A 2632-nucleotide genomic window follows, 5' to 3' on the forward strand; every position below is an offset into this window, starting at 1 on the left:
CCATGTGCACGCCACACCTCGGCCAGGGACACCATGACCGCCCACAGCATCGGCTGGACCACATCCACCCGATCAAGAGACGGCGCACCCTCCCGTTCCCGCAGCACGTCCTCCGGCACCCAGTCGATGTGCGGCTCCAACGCGGCCGCGCACTCACCGAACCGCTCCGCGAACACCTGCGAAGAATCCAGCAGCTCCACCGCCATACCCGCCCACTGGCTGCCCTGGCCCGGGAAGACGAACACCACGTCCGACGCACCCTCGCGCCGCACCCCGGACACCACACCCTCAGCAGGCTCACCCACCGCCACCGCCTCCAGAGCGGCCACCAACTCTTCACGGTCCGAGCCCAGCACCACTGCCCGGTGCTCCATCCCCGCCCGCGACGACACCAGCGAATGGCCGACATCCGCGAGCGACGCGTCAGACGACGTCACGAACTCCCGCAACCGCGCCGCCTGCCCACGCAACCCCGCAGCCGACTTCCCCGAAAGCGCCCACGGCACCACACCCCCCGCAGGCTCCGCCACCGGAACCTGCTCCTGCTCCTGCTCCACCACCGGGGCCTGTTCCACGATCACGTGCGCGTTCGTCCCGCTCACACCGAACGACGACACACCCGCACGCCGTACCCGACCCGTCTCCGGCCACGCACGGCCCTCGGTCACCAACTCCACCGCACCCGCGGTCCAGTCCACATTCGGCGTCGGCTCATCCACGTGCAAGGTCCTCGGCACCACACCGTGCCGCATCGCTTCCACCATCTTGATCACGCCCGCGATGCCTGCGACGGCGGAGGTGTGGCCGAGGTTCGACTTCAGCGAGCCAAGCAGCAGTGGCCGGTCCTCGGGCCTGTCCTGGCCGTACGTGGCCAGCAGCGCCTGGGCCTCGATCGGGTCGCCCAAAGTGGTGCCGGTGCCGTGCGCCTCGAGCACGTCGACGTCCGACGCTTCGAGCTGCGCGTTGGCCAGCGCCTGACGGATGACTCGCTGCTGCGACGGCCCGTTCGGCGCAGTCAGGCCGTTGGAAGCACCGTCCTGGTTGACGGCCGAGCCACGGATCACGGCCAGCACCTGGTGGCCGTTGCGCTGTGCCTGGGACAGCGGCTCCAGGAGCAGCACCCCGACGCCCTCGCCCCAGGCCGTGCCGTCCGCCGCCGCGGCGAAGGGCTTGCACAGGCCGTCGGGGGCGAGTCCTCGCTGTTGGCTGAACTCGGTGAAGACGCCCGGGGTCGACATCACCGTCACTCCGCCGGCGAGCGCCATCGAGCACTCGCCCTGCCGCAGCGCCTGTACCGCCAGGTGCAGCGCGACCAGCGAAGAGGAGCACGCCGTGTCCACCGTCATGGCGGGACCCGTCAGACCGAAGCTGTAGGAGATGCGCCCCGAGGCCACGCTGCCTGCGGCGCCGGTGAACAGATAGCCCCCGGATTGCTGGGCGTTGGTGGCGTAGGCGCCGTAGCCGTGCGGGACGGCGCCGACGAAGACACCGGTCCTGCTGCCGCGCAGCGTCTCCGGGTCGAGGCCCGCGCGTTCCACGGCCTCCCAGGAGGTCTCCAGGAGGAGCCGCTGCTGCGGGTCCATGGCCACGGCCTCGCGCGGCGAGATCCCAAAGAAGCCCGCGTCGAACTGCCCGGCGTCGTGCAGGAATCCGCCCTGGTCGACGTAGCTGGTGCCCGCCCGCGAGGAGTCCGGGTCGTACAGCGCGTGGAGGTCCCAGCCACGGTCTTCCGGCAGCCCGGAGATGACGTCCTGCCCGTCGAGCAGCAGCCGCCACAGGTCTTCCGGGGAGCGTATGTCGCCGGGGAAGCGGCAGCTGGTGGCCACGATGGCGATGGGCTCGTCACCGGACGTGCCGGATGTCGTACGAGAACGCAGGGCGGCGGTTTCCGCGTCATCGCCGTCCGAACTGTCCGCGCCGAGTATGCGGTCGCGCAGGTGCTCCGCGAGCCGCAGCGGCGTCGGGTAGTCGAACACGGCCGTCTGCGCGAGGGGCTGCCCGGTCGCGATGCCCAGTCGGTTGCGCAGGTCCACGGCGGTCAGCGAGTCGAATCCTGCCTCGCGGAACGCCCGGCCCACCTCGACCTCCTGCGCCGAGGCCCAGCCGAGTACGGCCGCTGCCTGGGTGCACACCTCGTCCAGCACGACGCGCAGGCGCCGGCTGTCGGTGGGCGCGTCGAGCACCTTCTGCCGAAAACCGTCGACCGGTTCGGCGACCGGCGCGGAGGGCAGCTCCACCTGGACGGGCGCACCGGCGGCCGAGGGCGCGAGCCAGTAGCGGTCGCGCTGGAAGGCATAGGTGGGCAGCTCGACCGGCTCGGTGCCTTCGGCGACCGGGGCGTAGACCGCCGACCAGTCGGGCGTACCGCCGCGCACCCACAACTCGCCCAGCGAGGACAGGAATCGACGGCTGCCACCCTGATCACGGCGTAGGGTGCCGCCCGCGTACACCTCGATGCCCATCGCCTCACCGGTCTCCTCGACCGGAGACGTCAGCACCGGGTGCGCACTCACTTCAATGAACGTGGTGTGACCTGTGGCGATGAGCCCGCGAACCGTCTCCTCAAAACGCACCGGCTGACGCAGATTGCGATACCAGTAATCCGCGTCCGCCACACCGTCCGCGAGCAACT

At 70.7% G+C, this 2632-nt stretch carries 1 protein-coding gene; it reads right to left on the bottom strand.

Features of this window, described 5'->3' with window-relative positions:
* Positions 1-2632, bottom strand: a 2632-nt coding sequence (locus tag ACZ7IB_RS48925; RefSeq protein ID WP_470921832.1) for a type I polyketide synthase, incomplete at both ends; no start/stop codon positions are given.

The organism is Streptomyces sp. NPDC037301, from assembly GCF_055602785.1.